Origin of the sequence: Streptomyces sp. NPDC001068 (assembly GCF_042897315.1) — a bacterium.
GTDB lineage: Bacteria > Actinomycetota > Actinomycetes > Streptomycetales > Streptomycetaceae > Streptomyces.
Map to the genome: position 1 here is coordinate 1 of NZ_JBIAYD010000007.1, position 25814 is coordinate 25814.

Here is a 25814-nt window from a genome sequence, read left to right on the forward strand (position 1 = left end):
GGTTACATTCCGAACCCGGAAGCTAAGCCTTACAGCGCCGATGGTACTGCAGGGGGGACCCTGTGGGAGAGTAGGACACCGCCGAACAATTTTTGAGGACCCCTGGTCACCAGCGTTCAGCTGGGACCAGGGGTCCTTTTGTTTTTACAATGCTTGCGGTACCGAAGACAGGAGTCACCATGTCCACCAACTCTCCCGACGAGCGACCGGAGCGCGACCAGCGGCGACGGGACAGTGGTGACCGCGGTGACCGTGGCGGGTACCGCGGAGACCGCAACGACCGCAGCAACGACCGTGGAGACCGCGGCGGTTACGTCCGTCGCGACGACAACCGTGGCGGCAGCGGTGGCGGCGGCTACGGCCGCCGAGACGACAACCGCGGTGGCGGATACGGCCGTCGGGACGACCGACGCGGTGACGAGCGCCGGGGCGACGACCGCGGCGGTTATGTCCGTCGCGACGACAACCGCCGTGATGACAACCGGCGTGACGACAACCGTGGTGGTGGCTACGGCCGGCGTGACGACAACCGAGGCTCGCGCCCGGCGTTCCAGCGTGACGACCGCGGTGGCTTCCGCCGCGACGACAACCGTGGTGGTGGCGGCGGTGGGTACCGCGGCCGTGACGACCGCCGCGATGACCGTGGTGACCGTCCCGCGTTCCGTCGCGACGACCGTGACGATCGCCGTGACGACCGCCGTGACGATCGTGGTGGCTTCCGCCGTGACGACAACCGCGGCGGCGGTGGGTACCGCGGCCGTGACGACCGGCGCGATGACAACCGAGGCGGTGGCGGTGGCTACGGCGGCCGCCGGGACGACAACCGCGGTGGTAGCGGTTACGCCCGTCGTGACGACAACCGGGGTGGCGGCGGCTACGACCGGCGTGACGACCGCCGTGATGACAACCGGCGTGACGACAACCGTGGTGGTGGCTACGGCCGGCGTGACGACAACCGTGGCTCGCGTCCGGCGTTCCAGCGTGATGACCGCCGTGACGACCGCGGTGGCTTCCGCCGCGACGATCGTCGTGACGACCGCCGTGATGACCGTGGTGACCGTCCCGCGTTCCGTCGCGACGACCGTGACGACCGCCGTGATGACCGTGGTGACCGCCCCGCGTTCCGTCGCGACGACCGTGACGACCGCCGTGACGACCGCCGTGACGATCGTGGTGGCTTCCGCCGTGACGACAACCGCGGCGGTGGCGGTGGCGGGTACCGCGGCCGTGACGATCGGCGCGACGACAACCGAGGCGGCTTCCGAGGCCCCCGGACCGACGACCGTGGACGCGCCCCCCGTCGCGACGACCGTCGTGACGACCGAGGCGGCTTCCGCCGTGACGACAACCGCGGCGGCGGTGGCGGCGGGTACCGCGGCCGTGACGACCGGCGCGACGACAACCGAGGCGGCGGCTACGGGCGCCGGGACGAGCGTGACCGCGACCGTGAGCCGATCAAGCGGCTGCCCATCCCGGAGGACGTCACCGGCGACGAGATCGACAAGGACGTCCGGCAGGAACTGCAGAGCCTGCCCAAGACGCTCGCCGAGGACGTCGCCAGGAACCTGGTGATGGTCGCGCGGCTCATCGACGAGGACCCCGAGGGTGCCTACGGCTACTCGAGGGTGGCGCTGCGCCTCGCGTCCCGTGTCGCCGCGGTGCGCGAGGCCGCCGGTTTCGCCGCGTACGCGAACCAGAAGTACAGCGAGGCGCTCGCCGAGTTCCGGGCCGCACGGCGGATGACCGGTGGCGTGGACCTGTGGCCGGTCATGGCCGACTGCGAGCGCGGGCTCGGGCGGCCGGAGAAGGCGCTGGACATGGCCGGTGCCCCCGAGGTGCACAAGCTCGACAAGGCCGGTCAGGTCGAGATGAGGCTCGTCGCCGCCGGAGCCCGGCGTGACATGGGGCAGCTGGACGCGGCGATCGTGACGCTGCAGAGCCCCGAGCTGGCGTCCAGCTCCGTACAGCCATGGACCGCGCGGCTGCGGTACGCCTACGCAGACGCCCTTCTCGCGGCCGCCCGCGTGGACGAGGCGCGGGAGTGGTTCGCCAAGGCCGTGGAGGCCGACCGGGACGGCAGCACGGACGCCTCCGACCGGCTCGCCGAGATGGACGGGGTCGAGTTCGTGGACGCGCTGAACGACGAGGAGGAGGACGCGGACGCCGACACAGACGTCGAGTCCGAGCCCGAGTCCGAGTCCGAGTCCGAGGCGGAGTCCAGGCCCGTGACCGAGCCCGTCACGGGAGCCGAAGCCGAAGCGGCGGCCGAAGCAGAGGCCGACAAGGACTGATCGCGGTGCCGGACGGAGGGCAGGTTCCCACGGGGGCCTGCCCTCCGTCGTACCCGGACCGTCAGAAGTCGAGCGCCCGCAGCACCAGCCCCGACGCCGGCTTGGGGCCGAAGGACGTCGACTTGCGGGGCATGGTCACGCCCTGACGGGCGAGGTCTCGGACGACCTCCTCGCGGACCGGGTGCAGGAGGACGGCCGTACTGCCGGCGTCCTCGGCCTTGGCGACCGTCGCCGCCGTGTCGTGGATGTACGCGATGTGCGCGTTGGAGTCCTCGGGGATGCGCCAGACGTGTTCGAGCAGCGTGGCGTGCAGCACGGTGGCGTCGAGCGTGCGCCAGGCGGCCGGACGGTCGGCGGGGATCGTGCGGGCCAGCAGACCGGGATCCGGGCGGTCGATGAGGTGGAAGGTCCCGTCGCCGGCCAGCAGGAACGCGTTGCCGTCGCGGGCCGCGTCCGCGAGCGCCTCCTGGGCCCTCGGCAGGGCGACGTCGAGCCGCCGGACGCGGAAGTTGTCCCGCACGGCCGCCACGGCGTCCGCGACCGGCAGACCGTGCAGCAGACGGTGGATGGCGCGGACACGCAGCGGATAGCGGGCGGTGTCGACGAGCAGGACCAGGCCGTGGTCCCAGGGGCTGGGAGAGGCGTGCTCCGCGCGTAGACGCAAGTAGGTGGCCCAGCGGTGGTGTCCGTCGGCGATCAGGGCCTGGTGGTGGGAGAGGTCGTCCTGGACACGGGCGACCTCGGCGGGGTCGGTGACCGACCAGAGGCGGTGGTGGAAGCCGTCCTCCGTGGTGGTGGCGAGCAGCGGGGGACGGTCGGCCGCCGCTTCGATGATCTCGGCGGCCGCGCCGTCGCCCCGGTAGGTCAGGAGCAGGGGTTCGAGGTTCGCCGAGGTCGCGCGCATCAGGGCCGCGCGGTCGGCTACCACCGGGGGCATGACCTCCTCGTGCGGGAGCACCACGCCTTCCGACGGTTCCGAGACCCGCAGGGCGCCGATGACCCCGCGCTGGAGCAGGCCGTTGCCGTCCTGCTGCTCGTAGACGTACAGGCCGGGTACGGGGTCCGTGGTGAGGATGCCCTCGGCCTGCCAGCGCTTCAGGGTGTCGGCCGCCTGTTCGGTACCGGCGCTCGGGGTACCGGCCTGGGGAAGGATCAGGCGCACGATGTTGTGCGGGTCGGCGGACTGGAGGTGGTGTACGCCGTCGGGGCGAACGACGACGTCGTACGGCGGGGAGGTGACGGCGGCGAGGCTGCCGACCCGGTCGGGGTCGTAGCGGAGACCTCGGAACGGGTTGAGTTCCAGGCCTCGGCGCTCCGTTGCTTCCGAGTGACCTGCAGTGTTCATCCCGGCATCGTACGTGTGTCAGTGGCGTGCGGGATGATCGACGGGGAAAGGCGGGACAACGAAGAGTGACGAGGAGCGATCAGGAATGAGCCAGGGTGTCAGGACTGCTCCCGAGGGCAGCGAACAGGCTCTGAGCACGGCGTATGACACGGCGCTGCTCGATCTGGACGGTGTGGTGTACGCGGGCGGCAGCGCGGTCGCACACGCTGTGGAGTCGCTGGCGACGGCTCGCGCGGGAGGGATGCATTTGGCCTACGTCACCAACAACGCGCTGCGGACGCCGGACACGGTGGCGGGCCATCTGACCGAGTTGGGCATCCCGACCGGCGCCGATGACGTCATCACCTCGGCGCAGGCGGTCGCGAGGCTGATCAGCGAGCAGGTACCGGCGGGGGCGCGGGTGCTGGTGATCGGTGGGGAGGGGCTGCGGGTCGCCCTGCGGGAGCGGGGGCTCGAGCCGGTGGACTCCGCCGACGACGACCCGGCGGCCGTCGCGCAGGGGTACGGCGGCCCCGACCTGGCGTGGGGGCGGTTCGCCGAGGCGTCGTACGCCGTCGCGCGGGGGGTGCCGTGGTTCGCCTCCAACACCGATCTGACGATTCCGAGCGGCCGTGGGATCGCGCCGGGCAACGGCGCGGCGGTGGAAGTCGTCCGGATCGCGACGGGTGCCGAGCCCCAGGTGGCCGGCAAGCCGCTGCCGCCGATGCACCGGGAGACGGTGCTGCGGACGGGTGCCGAGCGGCCGTTGGTGGTCGGGGACCGGCTGGACACGGACATCGAGGGCGCTTTCAACGGCGGGGTCGACTCGCTGCTCGTGCTGACCGGTGTCACCGACGGACGGCAGCTGCTCGCCGCGCCGCCGCAGCACCGGCCCACGTATGTCGACGCCGACCTGCGGGGGCTGCTCACCGGGCAGCCGGAGGTCTCGGCGGCGGACGGCGGGTTCCGGTGCGGTGGCTGGACGGCCACGGCGCGGGCGGACCGACTGGAGCTGGAGGGGGACGGCGAGGCCCTCGACGGGCTGCGGGCGCTGTGCGCCGCGGCCTGGACGGCGGCCGGGGACGGCTCCTGCGAGCTGGACGGGGACAAGGCGCTGGCGCGGCTCGGACTGTGAACCGGGGTTGCGGGCACGGTCCGTGCCGCGCGTGGGCGGTTCGCGGGGGACCGGGTACCCCTGCCTTCGGGGACCGGGCATCGGGAGTGTCAGGCAGGATAGGCTAACCTAACCGGGTGTTGGTCGACAGTCCTCCCGAACAGCGCGCGGAGACCGCCCCCGCGCCCCCAACCCGCCGGGCGATCCGGGCCCTTGGGCTCCTCGGTTCCGTCGTGATCCTGGTGCTCGTCGCCCTGGCGAGCATCGCGATCGGAGCCAAGGAGCTCCCGCTGGACCAGGTCTGGCACGGCCTCTTCCAGGACTCGGGGACCTACGGCGACGTGGTCGTCGGGGAGCGGTTGTCCCGGACCGTCCTCGGGCTGCTGGCCGGTGCCGCCCTCGGCCTGTCCGGAGCGGTGCTCCAGGCACTCACCCGCAACCCGCTCGCCGATCCCGGGCTGCTCGGCATCAACGCGGGCGCGTCGGCCGCGGTCGTCACCGCCATCACCTACTTCGGTGTCAGCACCCTGAACGGCTATGTGTGGTTCGCCTTCTTCGGGGCGGCGGCCGTGGGCGCGCTGGTCTGGTTCCTGGGCGGCAGCCGGGGCGCCACCCCGGTGCGGCTCGCGCTGGCCGGCACGGCGATCAGCGCCGCGCTCTACGGCTACCTCCAGGCCGTGATGATCACGGACGGCGCGGCGCTCAACAAGTGGCGCTTCTGGACGGTCGGTTCGCTGGCCGCCGCGAACGACTCGACGATCAGGCAGGTGCTGCCGTTCCTCGTGGCCGGCACGCTGCTCGCCCTCGGCCTCGCCCGGCCGCTGAACGCGGTGGCCATGGGCGACGACACCGCCCGTGCCCTCGGCGCGAACCTGGGGCGCACCCGGGCCCTGTCGATGCTGGCCGCCGTGGTGCTGTGCGGCGCGGCCACCGCGGCCTGCGGCCCGATCGCGTTCGTCGGCCTCATGGTCCCGCACGTGGTGCGCTCCTTCACCGGCCCCGACCTGCGCTGGATCCTGCCCTACGCGACGGTCCTGTCGCCCGTGCTGCTGCTCGGCGCCGACGTCCTCGGCCGGATCGTCGCCCGCCCCTCCGAACTCCAGGTCGGCATCGTCACCGCGATCATCGGCGGACCGGTCTTCATCCTTCTCGTACGACGGCGCAGGACGGCCCAGCTGTGAAGAACACCGTCGTGAAGAACAACGCCGCGAAGACACCTGCCATGAAGAACGCCGCGGGGGAGAAGAGTGCCGTGCGGAAAACGCGTACGCTGCGCACCCCCGGCGGGCTCTCCCTGCGGACGGACACGCGCGCGCTGGTCGTCGTGACGGCGCTGCTGCTGACCGCGTGTGCCGCCAGCGTCGTGCTGATCGGCACCGGCGACTTCCCGATCTCCTTCGGTGACGTGCTGAAGACGCTGGCCGGCAACGGCACGGCGGGCCAGGACTTCATCGTCAACGAACTGCGGCTGCCGCGCGTCCTGGTCGGTCTGCTGGTCGGCGCCTCGCTCGGCCTCGGCGGCGCGCTGTTCCAGGCCATCTCGCGCAACCCGCTCGGCAGCCCGGACGTCCTCGGCCTCTCCCAGGGCGCGACGTCCGGCGCGCTCGTCGTCATCGTGCTGACGTCCGGGGGCGCCACCCAGGTCACGTTCGGCGCGCTGGCCGGCGGTCTGCTGACCGGTCTCGCCATCTACCTGCTCGCCTGGAAGCAGGGCGTGCACGGTTACCGGCTGGTGCTGGTCGGCATCGGTGTCTCCGCGGTCGTCACCGCGGTCAACGGCTACCTGCTCACCAAGGCCGACTTCGTCGACGCGACCCGCGCGGTCGTGTGGATGACCGGATCCCTCAACGGCCGGGACTGGAACCAGGTCTGGCCGCTGCTCGCGCTGTGCGCCGTCCTCGTCCCGCTGTCGCTGGCCAACGCGCGCGGCCTGCGGATGATGGAGATGGGCGACGACGTGTCCAACGCCCTCGGAGTGCGCGTGGAGCGGGTACGGCTGCTGTTGATGGTGTCGGCGGTGCTGCTGACCGCGGCCGCCACCGCCGCCGCGGGCCCGGTCAGCTTCGTGGCGCTCACCGCCCCGCAGCTCGCCCGCCGCCTCACCCGCTCGCCCGGCCCCAACCTGCTGCCCTCCCTGTGCATGGGCGCCACCCTGCTGGTCACCGCCGACTGGGCCTCCCAGCGTGCCTTCGGCGCCGACCAGCTGCCCGTGGGCGTGGTCACCGGAGTCCTGGGCGGGGTCTACCTGCTGTGGCTCCTGGTCACCGAACGCAGGGCGGGACGGATATGAGAGCGCGGGGCGGGCCGGACCTGAGCGCGGACCCCCAGCCAGACAGCAAGAGGAGCACAGTGAACCGCCTGTCCGCCGAGAACGTCACCCTCGCCTACGACCAGCGCGTCATCGCCGAGCGGTTGTCGGTGGAGATCCCCGACAACTCCTTCACGGTGATCGTGGGCCCCAACGCCTGCGGCAAGTCGACGCTCCTGCGCGCGCTGTCGCGGATGCTCAGGCCCAGCGAGGGCCGGGTGCTGCTCGACGGGCAGGTCATCCAGTCGATGCCGGCGAAGAAGGTCGCCCGCACCCTCGGCCTGCTGCCCCAGTCGTCCATCGCGCCCGACGGCATCACCGTCGGCGACCTGGTCGGCCGCGGCCGGTACCCGCACCAGGGCCTGCTGCGCCAGTGGTCCGCCGAGGACGAGCGGGTCGTCCAGGAGGCGATGGCCCGGACGGGTGTCGCCGAACTCGCCGACCGCTACGTCGACGAGCTGTCCGGCGGCCAGCGCCAGCGCGTGTGGATCGCCATGGCGCTCGCCCAGCAGACCCCGCTGCTGCTCCTCGACGAGCCGACCACCTACCTGGACATCCAGCACCAGATCGACGTCCTGGACCTCTGTGCCGAGCTGCACGAGGAGCAGGGCAGGACGCTGGTCGCCGTGCTGCACGACCTCAACCACGCGGCCCGGTACGCCACTCACCTCATCGCGCTGCGCGGCGGCGAGGTGGTCGCCGAGGGCGCCCCGAACGACATCGTCACAGCGGAGCTGGTCGAGGAGGTCTTCGGGCTGCGCTGTCAGATCATCGACGATCCGGAGACGGGGACCCCGCTGGTGGTGCCGGCAGCCCGGAAGGCACGGCTCACAGCAGCTTCCTGAGCCGGAACAGGTCCAGCAGGTTGGCGTCCAGCTTCACCCGGCCCGACCCCCAGGCCCCGGCGAAGTTCAGCTGGCCGTCGACCAGGGCCACCAGGTCGTCGCCGGCCATGGCCAGCCCGATCTGGGCCTTCTCCCGTGGCGGTCCGGGAAACGTCTCCTCCACCTCGATCCGGCCCCCGGTGAGCCGCCCCGCGAACGTGACGTCCAGGTCGGTGATGTGGCAGCTGACGGTGCGGTCCATGGCGGCGGCCGCGCGGACGTCGCCCTCGGCGCCGCCCATGGTGTGGGAGAGCTTGTCGAGTGCGGCGCGGCACTCCTCGATCGTGGCCATCGCGATCGACGGTACCCCAGCGGTTCGAGGTAGCGTCGGGGCATGACCGACTCTGTGTCCGAGGGCCGGGTCGCGGAGACGGCGGAAGCGGTACCGGCCGAGCCCGAGTACGACCCCGCCGCCCCGGCCCCGCTGAACGTCCCCCGCACCCCCACCGGCAACGCCGACGTCGACGGCCGGCTCGACCGGCTGGGCGACGCCGACCACCTCGCCACGGACGGGCACCTGGAGGTGTACGAGGATGTACACCGGGGGCTGCGCGACGCGCTGACCGAGCTCGACGCCCGCCCGGCACCGCCGGGCCCCCCGGCGCCCGCGCCGCCGGGCGCATACCGGGCGCCCGCGCCGTCGTACCACCAGAGCAGGAGCTGAACCGAACGTGGCAGGAGTCGCACGCCGCCGTCTGGACGCGGAGCTGGTCCGCCGGAAGCTGGCGCGCTCGCGCGAGCACGCCAGCCAGCTGATCGCCGCCGGGCGGGTCACCGTCGGCAAGACCCTCGCGACCAAGCCGGCCACCCAGGTGGAGACCGCCGCGGCCATCGTCGTGCGGTCCGACGACGGCGACCCCGAGTACGTGTCCCGGGGCGGCCACAAGCTGGCGGGCGCGCTGGCGGCGTTCGTACCGCTGGGGCTCGCGGTCGGGGGACGGCGGGCGCTGGACGCCGGGGCGTCCACCGGGGGCTTCACCGACGTGCTGCTGCGCGCGGGCGCCGCGCACGTCGTCGCGGTCGACGTCGGATACGGCCAACTCGCGTGGTCTCTGCAGAGCGATGAACGCGTCACCGTCAAGGACCGTACGAACGTACGCGAGTTGACGCTTGAAGCGATCGATGGGGAGCCTGTGGATCTTGTCGTGGGTGATCTGTCCTTCATCCCGCTGGGGCTGGTGCTGCCTGCCCTGGCGCGATGTGTGAATCCGGACGCCGACCTGGTGATGATGGTCAAGCCGCAGTTCGAGGTGGGCAAGGAACGACTGGGCAGCGGGGGAGTGGTACGGAGTCCGCAGCTGCGGGCGGAGGCCGTGCGGGGGGTCGCCGAGAGGGCGTGGGAGCTGGGACTCGGGGTGAACGGGGTCACCGCCAGTCCGCTGCCCGGGCCGTCCGGCAATGTCGAGTACTTTCTGTGGCTGCGGGCCGGGGCACCCCCACTGGACCCGGCCGACGTTGACCGTGCAGTGGCGGAGGGGCCGCGTTGACACAGAACCGAGCTCGTACTGTTTTCCTGCTGGCCCACACGGGGCGGCCTGCGGCGATCCGCAGCGCCGAACTCGTGGTCAAGGGGCTGCTGGCGGCCGGAGTCGGCGTACGGGTACTGGACTTCGAGGCCGCGGACCTGCCGCTGCCGGACGAGGTCGAACTCGTCGAGGAGGCGTCGCCGCACAGCCTCGACGGGTGTGAGCTGCTGATCGTCCTCGGCGGCGACGGGACGCTGCTGCGCGGCGCCGAGTTCGCCCGGGCCTCCGGGGTGCCGATGCTCGGCGTCAACCTCGGCAGCGTCGGGTTCCTCGCGGAGGCCGAACGGGACGACCTCGACAGGGTCGTCGACCGGGTGGTGAGCCGGGCGTACGAGGTCGAGGAGCGGATGACCGTCGACGTCGTCGTGCACCGCAACGGCGACATCGTGCACACCGACTGGGCGCTGAACGAGGCGGCCGTGCAGAAGGCGGGCGCCGAGAAGCTCCTCGAAGTGGTCCTGGAGATCGACGGGCGGCCGGTGACCGGCTTCGGGTGCGACGGGATCGTGCTGTCGACTCCGACCGGGTCCACGGCGTACGCGTTCTCCGCGGGCGGGCCGGTGGTGTGGCCGGAGGTGGAGGCGCTGCTGATGGTGCCGATCTCCGCGCACGCCCTGTTCGCGAAGCCGCTGGTGACCTCGCCGGACTCGGTGCTGGCGGTGGAGGTGCTGCCGCACGTCCAGCCGGGCGTGCTGTGGTGCGACGGGCGGCGGACGGTGGAGCTGCCGCCGGGGGCGCGGGTGGAGGTGCGCCGGGGTGCGGTGCCGGTGCGGCTCGCCCGGCTGCACCACGCGTCGTTCACGGACCGGCTGGTGGCGAAGTTCGCGCTGCCGGTGTCGGGGTGGCGGGGGGCGCCGCAGTAGCGGTTGGTGGGTGGGGGTGCCTGGGGAGCTCCGGCGGCCGCGGGTGATCGTGGGCTTGTCGCGCGGTTCCTCGCGCCCCCTGGTATCTCCACCCGCCCGGGTGACAGGGTGCCTCGCGCTTCTCCCGCCCTACCTCGTAAGGTCTTCCCCGTGCTGGAAGAAATGCGGATACGGTCGCTCGGAGTCATCGACGACGCGGTCGTCGAGTTGTCGCCGGGGTTCACCGCCGTCACCGGTGAGACCGGTGCGGGCAAGACCATGGTGGTCACCAGCCTGGGGCTGCTGCTCGGCGGGCGGGCCGATCCCGCCCTCGTGCGGATCGGCTCCGAGAAGGCGGTCGTCGAGGGGCGGCTCACCGTGCCACCGGGCACCTCCGCGGTCCTACGGGCCGAGGAGGCCGGCGCCGAGCTGGACGACGGCGCGCTGCTGATCAGCCGTACCGTTTCCGCCGAGGGCCGCTCCCGGGCGCACCTCGGCGGCCGCAGCGTGCCCGTGGGGCTGCTCGCGGAGCTCGCCGACGACCTGGTGGCCGTGCACGGGCAGACCGACCAGCAGGGCCTGCTGAAGCTGTCCCGGCAGCGGCAGGCCCTGGACCGGTACGCGGGCGACGGGGTCACCGTGCCGCTCGCCAAGTACGGCGAGGCCTACCGGCGGCTGCGGGCCGTGGCGGTCGAGCTGGAGGAGATCGTCACCCGGGCGCGCGAGCGTGCCCAGGAGGCGGACATGCTCCGCTACGGCCTCGACGAGATCGCCGGCGTGGAACCGCGGGCCGGTGAGGACGTCGAACTCGCCGAGGAGGCCGAGCGGCTCGGGCACGCCGAGGCGCTGTCGTCGGCCGCGACCGCCGCGCACTCCGCGCTCGCGGGCAACCCCGAGGACCCCGAGGGCATCGACGCGGCCACGCTGGTCGCGGGCGCCCACCGGGCCCTGGAGGCCGTGCGGTCGCACGATCCGGCGCTGGCCGCGCTCGCGGACCGGATCGGCGAGGTCGGGATCCTGCTGGGTGACGTGGCCGGGGAACTGGCCGGGTACGCCGACGACCTCGACGCCGACCCGCTGCGGCTCGCGGCCGTGGAGGAGCGGCGCGCCGCGCTCACCGCGCTCACCCGCAAGTACGGCGAGGACGTCGGGGCGGTGCTGGCGTGGGCCGAACAGGGCGCCGCGCGGCTGACCGAACTCGACGGCGACGACGATCGGATCGGCGAACTGACCGCCGAGCGGGACGCCCTGCGAGTGGAACTGGGCGGGCTCGCACAGGCGTTGACCGACGCGCGTACGGAGGCCGCCGAACGTTTCGCGGCGGCCGTCACCGCCGAGCTGGGCTCCCTCGCGATGCCGCACGCGCGCGTGTCCTTCGACATCCGGCAGACCGAGGACTCTGAGGGCGTGGAGGTCGGCGGCCGTGCGGTCGCCTACGGCCCCTCGGGCGCCGACGAGGTCGAACTGCTCCTCGCCCCGCACCCCGGCGCCCCGCCGCGTCCGATCGCCAAGGGCGCGTCCGGCGGTGAGCTGTCCCGGGTGATGCTCGCGGTGGAGGTCGTCTTCGCGGGCACCGACCCGGTCCCGACCTACCTCTTCGACGAGGTCGACGCGGGCGTCGGCGGCAAGGCGGCGGTGGAGATCGGCCGCCGGCTGGCGAAACTCGCCAAGTCGGCCCAGGTGGTCGTGGTCACGCACCTCCCGCAGGTCGCCGCCTTCGCCGACCGGCAGCTGCTGGTCGAGAAGACGAACGACGGCACGGTCACACGTTCCGGCGTGAAGGTCCTGGAGGGCGAGGAGCGGGTCCGGGAGCTGTCCCGGATGCTGGCCGGACAGGAGGACTCGGAGACGGCACGGGCGCACGCGGAGGAACTGCTCGCCACCGCGCGGGCGGACGCCTGACGCGTGCCCTTCCGGGAGGCGCGGGACCGGGGCCGGCGGACCGGACCCGCGCCGAGCGGGCGCCCACCGGGGACCGGCCCGTCCACGTGCCGGCCGGCCGGCCGGCGCCGGCGCCCGACCGGCTCCCGTCCGCGTACGAGCCGGAGCCGCACCCGGGCGGTTCGCGTCCGCTACGGGGGCCACCCGGCGCGAGCCGACGCCCGCTCCCGACCGGTTCCCGTCCGCTACGGGGCGGTCCTCCCGGCGCGAGCCGAAGCCCGCGCCCGAGCGTCGCCCGTCCACTACGGGGGCCCGGTGCGAGCCGAAGCCCCTCCCCGGCCGATCCGCGTCCGTCACGAGCCGGTCCTCCCCGCGCGAGCCGACGCCCGCGCCCGCTCGGCTTGCCGTACTGTCACTCTCACGGGTGACACACTCCGGCGCGTGCCCCGTCCCGCCCCGGTATGCCCCTCCCGGTAGCCCCGCACCGCCCCCCTCGGCCCGATACCGTCTGTACGTACCCTCGTGACCGCCCCGACGCCGAACACAGGAGCCCGGCTGCGTGAGCACCGTGAGCAGCAACGCATCGCACGGTCAGTCGCCGCTGCGCACCGTGCAGGTGCTGGGCGGCGGCAACGCCGGCAGCAGTGCGCACGTGCGTTCGCTCGCCGCCGGTCTTGTCGCACGGGGCGTGCGGGTCACCGTGTGCGCTCCCGCCGAGGCCGATCACGCCTACGACTTCACCGGTGTCGGCGCCGACCACGTCCACGTACCGCGCAGCAGCGACCCGGCGTCGGTGGCCGCGCTGCGCGCCGCCTGCACCGGCGCCGACCTGGTGCACGCGCACGGACTGCACGCCTCCTTCCGCGCCGTGCTGGCGCTCGGCGGCCGCCGTACCCCCCTCGTCGTCACCTGGCACAGCCGGGCGGAGGCCGAGGGGGCCCGGGCGCACCTGCTGCGGATGCTGGAGCGGCGGGTGGTGCGCGCCGCTTCCGTGGTGCTGGGCACCACCTCCGACCTGGTGGACCGGGCCCGCCGTACCGGAGCCCGGGACGCGCGGCTCGCCGCCGTCACACTGCCCGGACTGCGACCGTCCGTCGAGCCGGACGAGGCGGACCGGCCGCCGCCCAAGGTGCGGGCCGAACTGGGCGCCATGGGGCGGCCGTTGCTGATCGCGGTCGGCTCCCTCGACCGGCACCGCGGATATCACGTCCTGCTGGACGCGTCGCGCGCCTGGTGCCGGCTCGATCCGGTACCGCTGCTCGTCATCGCGGGAGAGGGGCCGCTGCGGGCGGAGCTGCAGCGGCGGATCGAGGACGAGGAGCTGCCCGTCCGGCTCATCGGCAGCCGCGACGACGTCCCCGAACTGCTCGCCGCCGCCGACCTGGCAGTGCTGCCCAGCAGTTGGGAGCCGCGTTCGGTGCTCGCCCAGGAGGCCCTGCACGTCGGCGTGCCGCTCGTCGCGACCGCCGTCGGCGGCATCCCCGACCTGGTCGGAGACGCGGCCGAACTCGTCCCCTACGGCGACTCGGTGGCACTCGCCGGCACCGTGCTGCGTCTGCTCGGCGATCCCGCGCGCTGTGCGGAGTTGCGCGCGCGGGGAGCCCGGCAGGCCGCCGGCTGGCCGACGGAGGACGAGACGGTCACCCAAGTGCTGAGCGTCTACGACGAGTTGACCCAGCCCCGACCGCTCTAGTGCTGCGACCGGAAAGGTTCACCGGCTCGCGACGCCCGGCACGGCACCTCGCCGCGTTGTCGCACCACCCGAGTACATCCAGTACGCGGGCGATGCTCCGCCTTGCGATGCACCGCACCGGACGCCGCGAGCCTTCCGGCAAACCTTTCCGGTCACAGCACTAGCGCGGTCGCGGCACCAGCGGCTACTGGACGTGTCGTCGGGCCCGTAGCGCGAGGCTCAACGCCAGCACCACCTGCGGGTCGTCGAGGTCGGTGCCCAGCAACTCGCCGATCCGGGCCAGGCGGTTGTAGAGGGTCTGCCGGTTGAGGTGGAGCTCGCGGGCCGTCTCCGCCTTGCGGCCCGCGTGCGCCAGGTACGTCTCCAGGGTGGGCAGCAGCGGCGGCTTGGAACGGCTGTCGTGGTCCCGGACCGGGCCGATCGCGCGGTCGACGAAGGCCGCCAGGTCCGGGTGGTCGCGCAGCCGCCACAGGAGGAGGTCGATGTCGAGGCGGCGGGCGTCGTACCAGGGCCGGTCGGACAGGCCCTGGGCCGCCGTCGCCGTCTCGGCCGCGTGCCGCAGACCCGCCGAGGCGGCCGCCCAGCCGCCGGCCGCCCCGACCACCACGACCGGCGGCGCGGTCCCGGGGCGCCGCATCCCGGCGCGTTCCACGCCCGCCCGCAGCGCCGCCGCGACCCGGTCCGCGACCGAGGCCCGCTCCGCCTCCGAGCGCAGGCCCAGCAGGAGCGGCACCCGGCCCTCCACCGGCCGCACGCCGAGCAGCACGGGCACGCCCACGGCCGCCAGTTCCTCGCCGACCGCCCGGGCCAGCACCGCCCAGCCGCCGCCCGGCGACAGGGCGTCACCGACCCGCATGACCACCGGCAGCAGCGGGCCGCCGGCGGGCTTGAAGCCGAGCACCCGGGCCTGGGCCGGGGCGTCCGCCGCGGTGATACGCCCCTCGGCCAGGTCGGTCAGGAAGTCGCCGCGGCCGCGGGCCGCCAGCTCCTCCTCCTGGCGGGCCTGCATCAGGACGACGGCCAGGATGCCCGCGGCCCGTTCGGCGGCGATGCGGTGCACGGGGGTGAGCGGTCCGCGTACCGGGAGCAGCACCAGCCGGGCCCGCACCGAACAGCTGCCCGGACCGCCGCCCGGCACGTCCACCAGGAGGGCCCCGGCCGGCGGGGCGGCGTGCTTGTGCTGGCCGCGCAGCCCCTCCCAGACCTGGAGCGGGTCCGCGCCCTCGGGCCCGGAGCCGGCGGCGTACAGCAGCTGGCCGTCGGGGGTCTCCAGGAAGACCGGGTTGCCGCTGAAGTCGCCGAGGATCGCGAGGACCTGCGGGACCCCGCCACCGTCCAGCAGCGCCTCGGTGCAGCGGCGGTGCACCTCCTCGGCGCGCTGGACGAGCGTGTAGTGGTGGTTGACGATCTCGGTGTGGATCTCCTCCGTCACCGTGACGAAGGGCACCTCGCGGTGGAGTACGACCAGGGGCAGCCCGGTGGCCCGCGCGGTGTCGACGAGGGTGGCGGGCAGCCGGGAGAAGCGCGCCCCCAGCTCCACCACCAGGGCGGCGATGCCCCGCTCGGCGAGGGTGCGCACGAACGCCCGCTGGTCGCCGGGCCGGGTGCCCAGCCCGTATCCGGTGGTGAGCAGCAGTTCGCCGCCCTTGAGCAGCGAGGCGATGTTCGGCACCTCGCCGGCGTGCACCCAGCGCACGGTCCGCCCCAGCCGGTCGGCGCCCGCCAGGATCTCCGGGAGCCCGCTGCGCAGCCCGGGCAGCTCCAGCGCCCGCTGCACGGTGATCCCGCCCTGGGTGTCGAATCCGCTGCCCGTACCGCTGTCCATGGAGCGGACGCTACCTGGGCGAACGCCTTCCCGGCACCTTCCCCTACAGGGGTTCTATGTTGTGGTTGAAGCGGAAGACGTTGTCGGGGTCCCAGGTCCGCTTGACCTTGCCGAGCCGCAACGCGTTCCCCGCGCCGAGCCCGGCCCGCACCCGGTCGCCGCCCTCGTCACCGATGAAGTTCAGATAGACCGCGCCGTTGGACCAGGGACGTACGGCGGCCCGGACGTCCCGCACCCAGGCGACGGCCCGTGTGTCGTCGGCCGGCTCCGACCACATGCCGAAGGGGTGCACGGCCCAGGCCGCGGACCGGTAGGGCACCGGGTACTCGGGCGGCCCCGCCGCGATCGCCCCGCCCTGCGGGAACAGCACGTGCTGGGTGCCGGACGGCACCGGAACGCCGTCCGCGCAGCCGCAGAAGGCGTCGACCGCCTCGTCGGGCAGCGCGTCCAGGTACTCGGCCGACCAGTAGTTCCGCTGCCCGTGCGGGAAGTCGAGGATGGACTGCATCACGGTGTACGGCATCGGGCCGACCATCTCCGCCTCGTGCGGCAGCGCCAGCAACGGCTCGACGACCTTCCGCAGGTCGTCCTCGCGGCCGGCGTAGGTCACCAGGGCGACACACACCAGCGTGCCCACCAGGTGCTCCGGTACGAACGGCAGCGGCGGGCCGGTCAGGTACTGCACCGCGCCGGCCGCCTCGTCGGGTCCGGCGCCGATCACCCCGCGGAAGGTGCGCACGACGTCCGGTCCCGACTCCGGCGCGAACACCAGTGCCGCGACCGAGAACGCCGGCAGTTCGTGCAGTTCGAGGGTGAGGGCGGTGGCGACGCCGAAGTTGCCGCCGCCGCCGTGCAGGGCCCAGAACAGCTCCGGGTTCTCGTCGGCACTGACGTGCACCCGCCGTCCGTCGGCGGTGACCAGTTCGACGCCGAGCAGGTTGTCGACCGCCAGGCCGAAGGCGCGGTCCAGCCAGCCGGTGCCGCCGCCCAGCACGAAACCGCCGACGCCGGTGGTGGAGGCCCGGCCGCCGGTGGTGGCCAGGCCGAACGGCTCGGTCGCCCGGTCCAGATCGCTCATCGTGGCGCCGCCCTGCACCCGTACGGCCCGCGCCGCCGGGTCGACGGTCACCGAGTGCATGGGGCGCAGGTCCACCACGAGCGCGCCGTCGCCGCCGGCCGAACCCGCCACGCTGTGGCCGCCGCCGCGCACCGCGATCGCCAGGTCCAGATCGCGGCCGAACCGCACCGCACGGACCACGTCGGCCTCGTCGGCGCACTGCGCGATGACCGCGGGCCGCCGGTCGATCATGGAGTTGAACACGGCACGGGCGTCGTCGTACCCGACGTCACCCGGCGCGAACACCGCACCGGCCAGATCCTCACGCAATTCGACGAGCGCCGTACCTGCCTTAGACGGGGAAGCCATGACCGTCCCCTTCCGGAAAAGGAGGAGTCTCTCGACCAGCCTAGGCAGAGCGCCCCGCAGGGGCGCGGGGAACTGCGCGACCAGCCCCCACGCACCCGCAGCCGAAGAACGACGCTCCTCAGCCCCCGTACGCCCCCGACGCCGTAAGGCGAAGCGCCGTGTCGATCAGCGGCACATGGCTGAACGCCTGCGGGAAGTTCCCCACCTGCCGCTGCAGCCGCGGATCCCACTCCTCCGCCAGCAGTCCGAGGTCGTTGCGCAGCGCGAGGAGCTTCTCGAACAGCTTGCGGGCCTCGTCGACGCGGCCGATCATCGCGAGGTCGTCGGCCATCCAGAACGAGCAGGCCAGGAACGCCCCCTCGTCACCGGGCAGACCGTCCACGCCCTCCTCGCCGCCCGAGGTCGGGTAGCGCAGGATGAAGCCGTCCGAGGTGGACAGCTCGCGCTGGATCGCCTCGATGGTGCCGATGACCCGTTTGTCGTCCGGCGGCAGGAAACCCATCTGGGGGATCAGCAGCAGCGACGCGTCCAGCTCCTGCGAGCCGTACGACTGCGTGAAGGTGTTCCGTTCCTTGTCGTAGCCCTTCTCGCAGACGTCCCGGTGGATGTCGTCGCGCAGTTCCTTCCAGCGCTCCAGCGGGCCGTCCGCGTCACCGGACTCGATCAGCTTGATGGTGCGGTCCACCGCGACCCAGGCCATCACCTTGGAGTGCACGAAGTGCCGGCGCGGGCCGCGCACCTCCCAGATGCCCTCGTCCGGCTCGTCCCAGTGGTCCTCCAGGTAGCGGATGAGCTTCAGCTGGAGGAGGGAGGCGTAGTCGTTGCGGGCGAGTCCGGTCATGTGGGCCAGGTGCAGGGCCTCGGTGACCTCGCCGTAGACGTCCAGCTGGAGCTGGTGCGCCGCGCCGTTGCCGACCCGGACCGGGGCGGAGTGCTCGTAGCCGGGGAGCCAGTCCAGCTCCGCCTCGCCCAGCTCGCGCTCGCCCGCGATGCCGTACATGATCTGCAGGTTCTCCGGGTCGCCGGCGACCGCGCGCAGCAGCCACTCGCGCCAGGCGCGGGCCTCCTCGCGGTAGCCGGTGCGCAGCAGCGAGGAGAGCGTGATGGCCGCGTCGCGCAGCCAGGTGTAGCGGTAGTCCCAGTTGCGCACCCCGCCGATGTCCTCGGGCAGTGAGGTGGTGGGCGCGGCGACGATGCCGCCGGTGGGGGCGTAGGTCAGCGCCTTGAGCGTGATCAGGGAGCGGACCACGGCCTCGCGGTAGGGGCCGTGGTACGTGCAGTGCTCGACCCAGTCCCGCCAGAAGTCCTCCGTCGCCTGCAGCGACTGCTCCGGCTCCGGCAGCGCGGGCGGCTCCTTGTGCGAGGGCTCCCAGGAGATCGTGAAGGCGATCCGGTCGCCCGGGGCCACCGTGAAGTCGGCGTAGGTGGTCAGGGACTTGCCGTAGGTCTCGGCCTCCGTGTCGAACCACACCGAGTCGGGGCCCGCGACGGCGACCGTGCGGCCCTCGTGTTTGTGCACCCAGGGGACCACCCGGCCGTAGGAGAACCGCATGCGCAGCACGGAGCGCATCGGCACCCGGCCGGTGACGCCCTCGACGATCCGGATCAGCTGGGGCGCCCCGTCACGCGGCGGCATGAAGTCGGTGACCCGGACGGTGCCGCGCGGGGTGTCCCACTCGGACTCCAGGATCAGTGAGTCGCCGCGGTAGGTGCGGCGGGCCGCGGTCGGCGGCTGGGAGTCGGCCGCGTGCGCCGGGCCGAGCCGCCAGAAGCCGTGTTCCTCGGTGCCGAGCAGGCCGGCGAAGATGGCATGCGAGTCGAAGCGGGGCAGGCACAGCCAGTCCACCGTGCCGTCCCGGCAGACCAATGCGGCGGTCTGCATGTCTCCGATGAGTGCGTAGTCTTCGATGCGCCCGGCCACGTGCAACTCCAGTCGAACGGCCACGTCACCCCCCAGGCAAAAGGGGGCTGTCGCTAGTGCGGTCAAGGGGGGTTGTTGTTGTGCGTCGTTAAGCGGTGAAGCAAAGCAGCCCGCCGCGCCCGGAGGCAAAACGACAGTCATAGCTCAACGAACTGCCAAGCTCTCGTGTTCCGGGGGTGACGGGCGGGGGTGTGCCGTGTTTTCCGGTCGGGCTCGGCAGCGAGTGTCCGAGCAGGATACGACGCACGTAGATGATCTGCGTGCCGCTCCGGGCAACCTGTGTGGGCCGAATGGGTGAGCCCTGAGTGAAAACCCGGTAAGCCAGGCCCCACGTCTGTGCCGGTATGTGTACGGAGCGTGGCCGGAAGCCATCTCTCCGCGGCGCTGATACCCTGGTAGCCCGTGGACCGGTGGGCACGAAACCCCCGAACCGCAGCGACGGCACCCCCGGAACTCCGGCGGGCGGCCGTACCGCATGACAGACCGCGACCACGGGAGCACCCTCTTGGCCATGCCGCCGAAATCTACGACGACCAAGCACATCTTCGTCACCGGGGGTGTCGCCTCCTCGCTCGGCAAGGGCCTCACCGCCTCCAGCCTGGGCATGCTGCTCAAGGCGCGCGGCCTGCGTGTGGTGATGCAGAAGCTCGACCCGTACCTGAACGTCGACCCGGGCACGATGAACCCCTTCCAGCACGGTGAGGTGTTCGTCACCAACGACGGTGCCGAGACCGACCTGGACATCGGCCACTACGAGCGTTTCCTCGACCGCGACCTGGACGGCTCCGCCAACGTCACCACAGGTCAGGTCTATTCGACGGTGATCGCCAAGGAACGGCGTGGCGAGTACCTGGGCGACACCGTCCAGGTCATCCCGCACATCACCAACGAGATCAAGCACCGCATCCGCCGGATGGCCACCGACGAGGTGGACGTCGTCATCACCGAGGTCGGCGGCACGGTCGGCGACATCGAGTCGCTGCCGTTCCTGGAGACGGTCCGCCAGGTCCGTCACGAGGTCGGCCGGGACAACGTCTTCGTGGTGCACATCTCACTCCTTCCGTACATCGGCCCGTCGGGCGAGCTGAAGACCAAGCCCACCCAGCACTCGGTGGCCGCACTGCGCAACATCGGCATCCAGCCGGACGCGATCGTGCTGCGCTGTGACCGCGAGGTGCCCACCGCCATCAAGCGCAAGATCTCGCTGATGTGCGACGTCGACGAGGCCGCGGTCGTGGCCTGCCCGGACGCCCGCTCGATCTACGACATCCCGAAGACCGTGCACGGCGAGGGCCTGGACGCCTACGTCGTCCGCAAGCTGGACCTGCCGTTCCGGGACGTGGACTGGCGGACCTGGGACGACCTGCTCGACCGCGTCCACAACCCCGACCACGAGATCACCCTCGCGCTGGTCGGCAAGTACATCGACCTGCCCGACGCCTACCTCTCGGTCACCGAGGCCCTGCGGGCCGGCGGCTTCGCCAACCGGGCCCGCGTGACGATCAAGTGGGTGACGTCCGACGACTGCCGGACCCCGGCGGGCGCGGCGGCCCAGCTCTCCGACGTCGACGGCATCTGCATCCCCGGCGGCTTCGGCGACCGCGGTGTGCTCGGCAAGGTCGGCGCCATCAAGTACGCCCGCGAGAACCGGATCCCGCTGCTGGGTCTCTGCCTGGGCCTGCAGTGCATCGTGATCGAGGCCGCGCGCAACCTGGCCGACATCCCGGACGCCAACTCCACCGAGTTCGACTCCGCCACCGGTCACCCGGTCATCTCCACGATGGCCGAGCAGCTGGACATCGTCGCCGGCGAGGGCGACATGGGCGGCACCATGCGACTGGGCATGTACCCGGCCAAGCTGGCCGAGGGCTCGATCGTGCGTGAGGTGTACGACGGCAAGGAGTACGTCGAGGAGCGCCACCGGCACCGCTACGAGGTGAACAACGCCTACCGCGCGGAGCTGGAGAAGAAGGCCGGCATCCAGTTCTCCGGCACCTCCCCGGACGGCAAGCTCGTGGAGTACGTCGAGTACCCGCGCGAGGTCCACCCCTACCTGGTCGCCACCCAGGCGCACCCGGAGCTGCGGTCCCGCCCGACCCGTCCGCACCCGCTCTTCGCGGGCCTGGTGAAGGCCGCGGTCGCCCGTCAGCAGGGCGCGGCCGAGCAGGAGAATTCGAAGTAGCACACCGGTTGTACGGTGGCCGGGGCGCATACCTTCAACGGCATGCACCCCGGTTCTTTCTTCTCCGCACGTGACAGGCACGTGGAAGGGCGGCACGGCATGACGATCAAGGACACCCCGGAGGAGTGGGAGATCCGGGCGACGGAGACCCCCTTCGTGGGCAACAAGACCTCCGTCCGCACGGACGAGGTGGTCATGCCCGACGGCTCGGTGGTCCGCCGCGACTACCAGGTGCACCCCGGTTCGGTCGCCGTGCTCGCCCTCGACGAGGAGGACCGGGTGCTGCTCATCCGCCAGTACCGGCATCCGGTCCGGCAGAAGCTCTGGGAGATCCCGGCCGGACTGCTCGACGTCCCCGGTGAGAACCCGCTGCACGCGGCCCAGCGCGAGCTGTACGAGGAGGCGCACGTCAAGGCCGAGGACTGGCGGGTGCTGACCGACCTCTACACCACCCCGGGCGGCTGCGACGAGGCGGTGCGGATCTTCCTCGCCCGCGACCTGTCCGAGGCCGAGGGGGAGCGGTTCGAGACCGAGCACGAGGAGATCGACCTGGAGTACGCGCGCGTGCCGGTCGACGAGCTGGTGCGTCTGGTGCTCGCCGGTGACGTGCACAACAACTGCCTGGTGACGGGCGTGCTGTCGCTGGTGGCCGCCCGCGCCGGCGACGGCCTCGGCGCGCTGCGCCCGGCGGACGCGCCCTGGCCGGCCCGCCCGTTCGACTCCTGACGTGCCATCAGTTTCCGACGCCTCGTCAAAGGGGCCGGTGTGACCATCGCCTGATCCGATCGGGCGATGTGCCCGCCGTGCTCCGCCCGGAACGTCCCCGCACGTGAACTAGGCTCGACGCGATTGAGCCGAAAGGCCCGGACCGGGGTTCCGGCGGGCATGCGTGTGCGGTGGGACGGGAGTGTGGCCCGTGACGGACCAGGCGGTGGACACAGGCGGTGCGCGGGTGTCGGCTCCAGCGGCCACGGAGGACGAATTCCTGGGCCGCACAAGAGAGTTGAAGGAGCTGCGCGCCGACATCGAGCGCGCGGGCCTGGACACCATCGCCGGCCGCAAGGCTCCTCGCGCCCGGGTGCTGCTCATCGCGGGCAGACCCGGATCCGGCCGCACCGCCCTCGCCGGGGAACTCGTCCGGCGGGTCGCCGCCGACTACCCGGACGGGGTGCTGCGCGCCCGGCTCGCCGAGCCCGACGGCACCCCCGTCCCCGTCGAGCGCACTGCCCGTGAACTCCTCACCGCCCTGAAGCTGCCCACCCCGGCCGGCGCCTGCGAGGACGACCTCACCCACGCCCTGCGCACCGCCCTGGCCGGGCGCCGGATGCTGCTCCTCCTCGACGACGCGCCCGGCGCCGAGCATGTCGACGTGCTGCTCCCGGACGCCTCCGGCTGTCTGGCCGTCACCGTGTCCGGCGGCCCGCTCACCGGGATCTCGGACGTCCGGCCGTGCACCCTGGGCGGCCTGGACACCAAGTCGGCCGTGGAGCTGCTCGCCCGGTACACCGGCTCGGTACGCGTCACCGTCGACCCGCGGTCCGCCGAGGCGCTGGCCGAGGTGTGCCAGGGGCAGCCCGCCGCGCTCACCCTGGCCGGCGGCTGGCTGGCGGCACATCCCCAGGTGGCCGTCTCCGAACTCGCCAAGCGCCTGCACGCCGATCCCGAGGACGGCACCGCCCTCGCCCGGGTCTTCCGGTTCGTCCACGGCGACCTGCCCGCCCAGACCGCCCGGATACTGCGACTGCTCTCGCTGGCCCCGGCGGGCCTCGTCGACCCGCACACGGCCTCCGCGCTGGCCGGCTGCGCGGTCGACACCGCCCGCACCACCCTGGACGAGCTGGTCCGTCTCGGCCTGCTGCACCTCCTGGCCACCTCGCTGCCCCAGTACGAGGTCCCGGGCTGTCTGCACCCGATGCTCCGGGGGCTGGCCGAGACCCAGGAGCGCGCCGGGGAGCTCCAGCTGGCCCGCGCCCGGATGCTGGAGCGCACGGTACGGCTGCTGCAGTCCTGCCGGGCGATCACCGAGACGGACAACCCGCAGGCCCGCGACAAACTCCAGGCGCTCCCCCGTGAGCTGCGCTTCCCGACCCCCCGGGCCGCCGCCGACTGGCTGCGGATCCGGCGTCCGGCCCTGCTCGCTGCGGCCCGGGCGGCGGTCGCCGACGGCGAGCTGGACACGCTGGCCCGCCGGCTGATGTCCCAGCTGGTCAAGGCCATGGCGGCGCACTTCGGCACCCAGGCGGCCGCTCCCGACCTGTACGGGATCCACCGGCTCGTGCTCGACGTCGCCGAGCGCCGGCACCTGCCCCGTGAGCAGGCCGCCGCGCTGCTGAACCTGGCCGACCTGGACGCGCAGACCGGACGCACCACGGACGCCTTGGCGCGCTATCGGTCGGCTCTGGACGCGGGTCGCAGTGCGAACGACCCGTACGCGACGGGTCGCGCGATGGAATCCGTAGGCGGCGCGTACCAGGAGCTGGGGGACTACGACCGGGCGGCCGACTGGTTCGGCCGCGCCCTCGCCCAGCGCCTCGCCCGCGACGAGCGGGCCGAGGCCGCCCGGCTCTACGGCCGCATCGCCGGCGCGCACACCTACGCGGGCCGCTACGGGGAGGCGCTGCGGGCCTGGCGGGCCGCCGTGTCCGGACATCGCAAGAACGGTGATGTGGCCGCGCAGGCACGGGCGTTGAGCGAGCTGGCCCGGGTCCAGGAGTACGCCGGCCGGCCCGCCGAGTCGCTGCGCACCTGCCAGGAGGCGGTGGAGTGGGCGCGCCGCGCCGAGGACGCCCGGCTGCAGGCCGCGCTGCAGCTGCGGCTCGCCGACACGCTGGAGCGCCTGGGCGACTCCACCGCCGCGAGCCTGCACCGCTCCGCCGCCGAGCGCATGCTGGGTGAGGAGCCCCTCGACCAGGACTCCTGCCCGGAACAGGGAGATAACGCCTGCGAAATCCGTAGCGTGTCCGGCGAAGATTGATGCAATGAAAGGCTAGACAGCCGGAACGCCTTCATTAAACTGGCTCTGCCGCCGGTTCTCCTGCGGTGTCTCCTGGTGTGCTCCTTCATGCCGGGTATGTGCTGTTGTGCCCCCACACCCTCTGAGCCAAGGACCGTGATCGACGTGAAGGTCGGCATCCCCCGCGAGGTCAAGAACAACGAGTTCCGGGTGGCCATCACCCCCGCCGGCGTGCACGAGCTGGTGCGCCACGGCCACCAGGTCGTCATCGAGCGCGGCGCCGGTGTCGGCTCGTCGATCCCGGACGACGAGTACGTCGCCGCCGGAGCGCAGATCCTGGACACGGCCGACGAGGTGTGGGCCACCGCCGACCTGCTGCTGAAGGTCAAGGAGCCGATCGCGGAGGAGTACCACCGCCTCCGCAAGGACCAGACGCTCTTCACCTACCTGCACCTGGCCGCCTCCAAGGAGTGCACGGACGCCCTCCTGGAGTCCGGCACCACCGCCATCGCCTACGAGACCGTCGAGCTGCCGAGCCGCGCCCTGCCGCTGCTCGCCCCGATGTCCGAGGTCGCGGGCCGGCTCGCCCCGCAGGTCGGCGCCTACCACCTGATGCGCGCCAACGGCGGCCGCGGTGTGCTGCCCGGCGGCGTCCCCGGCGTGCTGGCCGCCAAGGCCGTCGTCATCGGCGGCGGCGTCTCCGGCTGGAACGCCGCGCAGATCGCCATCGGCATGGGATTCCACGTCACCCTGCTCGACAAGGACATCAACAAGCTCAAGGAGGCCGACAAGGTCTTCGGTACGAAGATCCAGACCGTCGTCTCCAACGCCTTCGAGCTGGAGAAGGCCTGTCTGGAGGCCGACCTGGTGATCGGCGCGGTGCTCATCCCGGGCGCCAAGGCCCCGAAGCTGGTCACCAACGAGCTGGTGTCCCGGATGAAGCAGGGAAGTGTCCTTGTCGACATCGCGATCGACCAGGGCGGCTGCTTCGAGGACTCCCGCCCCACCACGCACGCCGAACCGACCTTCCGGGTGCACGAGTCGGTCTTCTACTGCGTCGCCAACATGCCCGGCGCGGTGCCCAACACCTCCACCTACGCGCTCACCAACGCCACGCTGCCCTACATCGTGTCGCTCGCGGACAACGGCTGGGTCGAGGCGCTGCGCCGCGACGCCGCGCTCGCCCGGGGTCTCAACACGCATGACGGCAAGGTCGTTTACCGCGAGGTCGCCGAGGCCCACGGCCTGGAGCACGTGGAGCTCGACACCCTGCTGGACTGAAACGTTCCGCCTGGTAGGTGACTAAGTCACCTTTTCGTAAAGGCGATACGTCAACAAGCCGCGTCAATCGCGCACACCCGGCCGGACCTTGTCGACAAGGTCCGGCCGGATGTGTGTATGGTCACTTTGCGACGCTCGGTCAACTCGCCTCGAACGTAACCCTTCGACCGATTCGTGCACCGGTGAAACCTGCTGTGCGACGGCCGTACGCCCTTGACAGCGAGATGTTTCATTGCCGACACATCCTGCCGGGTCCGGCGGATTGTGTTGCTGCGAACGCCCGACACGCCATAGAGTCGCCGACTGTCGGCATGGTGCCACGCTGACCTGTCTAGAAGTTTCCTGGTCACCAAGGAGGTAAGA

The 25814-nt window shown here is 72.5% G+C and carries 19 protein-coding genes and 1 rRNA gene; 15 read left to right on the top strand and 5 right to left on the bottom strand.

What is annotated here, in order from left to right:
- Positions 1-87, top strand: a 5S ribosomal RNA gene (rrf, locus tag ACFY3I_RS20205); the annotation flags it as partial.
- A 1376-nt stretch (positions 88-1463) separates the two neighbouring features.
- A complete protein-coding gene (locus ACFY3I_RS20210; protein WP_390862157.1) occupies positions 1464-2291 on the top strand; it encodes a hypothetical protein in 828 nt (275 codons plus the stop codon).
- A gap of 61 nt (positions 2292-2352) precedes the next feature.
- On the opposite strand, the gene ACFY3I_RS20215 is transcribed toward ACFY3I_RS20210, so the two are convergent.
- Complete coding sequence (locus tag ACFY3I_RS20215) at positions 2353-3636, bottom strand: DUF1015 family protein (RefSeq protein ID WP_390861794.1); 1284 nt, start codon at positions 3634-3636, stop codon at positions 2353-2355.
- Between the two features lie 85 nt (positions 3637-3721).
- On the opposite strand from ACFY3I_RS20215, the gene ACFY3I_RS20220 reads away from it, so the two are divergent.
- The 4 genes from ACFY3I_RS20220 to ACFY3I_RS20235 all read left to right on the top strand — a co-directional run bounded on the left by ACFY3I_RS20220 (position 3722) and on the right by ACFY3I_RS20235 (position 7882).
- Positions 3722-4750, top strand: coding sequence for an HAD-IIA family hydrolase (locus ACFY3I_RS20220; RefSeq protein ID WP_390861797.1), 1029 nt, complete (start codon positions 3722-3724; stop codon positions 4748-4750).
- A gap of 116 nt (positions 4751-4866) precedes the next feature.
- Positions 4867-5910, top strand: a complete 1044-nt coding sequence (locus ACFY3I_RS20225; RefSeq protein WP_390861798.1) for a FecCD family ABC transporter permease — start codon at positions 4867-4869, stop codon at positions 5908-5910.
- A 41-nt stretch (positions 5911-5951) separates the two neighbouring features.
- A complete protein-coding gene (locus tag ACFY3I_RS20230; RefSeq protein WP_390862158.1) occupies positions 5952-7019 on the top strand; it encodes a FecCD family ABC transporter permease in 1068 nt (355 codons plus the stop codon).
- Positions 7016-7882, top strand: a complete 867-nt coding sequence (locus ACFY3I_RS20235; protein WP_390861799.1) for an ABC transporter ATP-binding protein — start codon at positions 7016-7018, stop codon at positions 7880-7882. Before ACFY3I_RS20230 ends, ACFY3I_RS20235 begins: the two co-directional genes overlap by 4 nt.
- Here the strand turns inward: ACFY3I_RS20235 and ACFY3I_RS20240 are convergent.
- Positions 7866-8213 (bottom strand): sterol-binding protein, encoded by a 348-nt coding sequence (locus ACFY3I_RS20240; RefSeq protein WP_390861800.1) that lies wholly within the window; start codon positions 8211-8213, stop codon positions 7866-7868. The two genes, ACFY3I_RS20235 and ACFY3I_RS20240, sit on opposite strands and share 17 nt — an antisense overlap.
- Positions 8214-8255: 42 nt before the next feature.
- Here ACFY3I_RS20240 and ACFY3I_RS20245 point away from each other — a divergent pair, with 42 nt between their 5' ends.
- The 5 genes from ACFY3I_RS20245 to ACFY3I_RS20265 all read left to right on the top strand — a co-directional run bounded on the left by ACFY3I_RS20245 (position 8256) and on the right by ACFY3I_RS20265 (position 13863).
- Entirely contained in the window at positions 8256-8585 is a 330-nt protein-coding gene (locus ACFY3I_RS20245; protein ID WP_390861802.1) for a hypothetical protein, read from the top strand.
- A gap of 7 nt (positions 8586-8592) precedes the next feature.
- Positions 8593-9408 (top strand): TlyA family RNA methyltransferase, encoded by an 816-nt coding sequence (locus ACFY3I_RS20250; RefSeq protein ID WP_390861803.1) that lies wholly within the window; start codon positions 8593-8595, stop codon positions 9406-9408.
- Positions 9405-10310, top strand: a complete 906-nt coding sequence (locus ACFY3I_RS20255; RefSeq protein WP_390861804.1) for an NAD kinase — start codon at positions 9405-9407, stop codon at positions 10308-10310. Before ACFY3I_RS20250 ends, ACFY3I_RS20255 begins: the two co-directional genes overlap by 4 nt.
- Positions 10311-10472: 162 nt before the next feature.
- Positions 10473-12191 carry a DNA repair protein RecN gene (gene recN, locus ACFY3I_RS20260; protein WP_390862160.1) on the top strand — a complete coding sequence of 573 codons (1719 nt, stop codon included), beginning with the start codon at positions 10473-10475 and terminating at the stop codon, positions 12189-12191.
- Positions 12192-12729: 538 nt separating this feature from the next.
- Positions 12730-13863, top strand: coding sequence for a glycosyltransferase family 4 protein (locus ACFY3I_RS20265; protein ID WP_390861805.1), 1134 nt, complete (start codon positions 12730-12732; stop codon positions 13861-13863).
- Positions 13864-14047: 184 nt separating this feature from the next.
- Here the strand turns inward: ACFY3I_RS20265 and ACFY3I_RS20270 are convergent, their stop codons facing one another.
- The 3 genes from ACFY3I_RS20270 to ACFY3I_RS20280 form a co-directional block, all read right to left on the bottom strand.
- On the bottom strand, positions 14048-15688 hold the full coding sequence (locus tag ACFY3I_RS20270; RefSeq protein WP_390861807.1) for a PucR family transcriptional regulator: 1641 nt from the start codon (positions 15686-15688) through the stop codon (positions 14048-14050).
- A gap of 43 nt (positions 15689-15731) precedes the next feature.
- Positions 15732-17114 (bottom strand): FAD-binding oxidoreductase, encoded by a 1383-nt coding sequence (locus ACFY3I_RS20275; protein ID WP_390861809.1) that lies wholly within the window; start codon positions 17112-17114, stop codon positions 15732-15734.
- A 118-nt stretch (positions 17115-17232) separates the two neighbouring features.
- Complete coding sequence (locus ACFY3I_RS20280) at positions 17233-19035, bottom strand: glycoside hydrolase family 15 protein (protein ID WP_365288202.1); 1803 nt, start codon at positions 19033-19035, stop codon at positions 17233-17235.
- A 511-nt stretch (positions 19036-19546) separates the two neighbouring features.
- On the opposite strand from ACFY3I_RS20280, the gene ACFY3I_RS20285 reads away from it, so the two are divergent.
- The 4 genes from ACFY3I_RS20285 to ald all read left to right on the top strand — a co-directional run bounded on the left by ACFY3I_RS20285 (position 19547) and on the right by ald (position 25451).
- Complete coding sequence (locus tag ACFY3I_RS20285; protein WP_365288168.1) at positions 19547-21217, top strand: CTP synthase; 1671 nt, start codon at positions 19547-19549, stop codon at positions 21215-21217.
- A gap of 99 nt (positions 21218-21316) precedes the next feature.
- A complete protein-coding gene (locus ACFY3I_RS20290; protein ID WP_365288166.1) occupies positions 21317-21943 on the top strand; it encodes an NUDIX hydrolase in 627 nt (208 codons plus the stop codon).
- 190 nt (positions 21944-22133) lie between these two features.
- A complete protein-coding gene (locus tag ACFY3I_RS20295) occupies positions 22134-24191 on the top strand; it encodes a tetratricopeptide repeat protein (RefSeq protein ID WP_390861810.1) in 2058 nt (685 codons plus the stop codon).
- Between the two features lie 135 nt (positions 24192-24326).
- Positions 24327-25451 (top strand): alanine dehydrogenase, encoded by a 1125-nt coding sequence (gene ald / locus ACFY3I_RS20300; protein ID WP_365288162.1) that lies wholly within the window; start codon positions 24327-24329, stop codon positions 25449-25451.
- Positions 25452-25814: the final 363 nt, after the last annotated feature.